The organism is Rhodobacter sp. P2_H5, assembly GCF_056403335.1.
Genome location: NZ_JBFUFS010000128.1, coordinates 1 through 645 on the forward strand (window position 1 = coordinate 1; position 645 = coordinate 645).

The window sequence follows — 645 nt, forward strand, 5'->3', positions numbered from 1 at the left end:
TCCTCGCCACGCGCCTTTGAGATCAAAACCCATGCAGCTGTCCCGTCGAACCCTCCTTCTGACCTCCATCGCAATCCCGGCATTTCTGATTGCCAGGTCCGCCCTAGCCGAGGGCCATCCCCGCATTGGTCTGATCTTCGTTGGTGCCAGCTGGTGCCCGGTCTGTCATGCGGCGGCTGCGGTTCTGGCCCCGGCCGCCGAGCGCTCCGGCATCGACATTCTGGTCGCCAGCCAGGACGGCAAGGCGATCCAGCCTTGGCCCGCCTTCGTCGACGCACGAGGCAATCCGATCACCGCTGCCATCCATGCGATCCCGGTGCTGTTGTTCGTCGACCTCGCCGAGGGCAAGGTCGTGGGCCAGATCGCTGGGTTCCAAAGCCCCGGTCAATATCTCGGTGCCGTCCGCGCCACGCTTCAGTCTGCCGCGAGCGCAGGCCATGGCTGATCGGTGCCTTCGCCCCTTCACGTCCGTCATATGCCTGATGGCTCTTGGGGCCGTCGCGATCTCCTCCGGGGCCAAGGCCGAAGACGGCCATGCTTTCGGCTTCTGTGCCGACAACATCCAGGTCGGCTGGAACTTCTACTGTGATCCGGCGCGCAAGCCGAAACCGAAGTCCCCAAAAGCGGAATCCCCTAAAGAGGAAG

General features: G+C 64.0%; 1 protein-coding gene. It reads left to right on the plus strand.

The features are described from left to right. Nucleotides 1-31: 31 nt before the first annotated feature. The gene (locus tag AC1DVR_RS23915) at nt 32-445 is read left to right on the plus strand and encodes a TlpA family protein disulfide reductase (protein WP_478003111.1); all 414 of its coding nucleotides are present in this window, start codon (nt 32-34) and stop codon (nt 443-445) included. Nucleotides 446-645: the final 200 nt, after the last annotated feature.

Excerpts from the sequence above, each read along its gene's own strand:
- AC1DVR_RS23915 (WP_478003111.1), top strand. The coding sequence starts at position 32 with ATGCAGCTGTCCCGTCGAACCCTCCTTCTGACCTCCATCGCAATCCCG.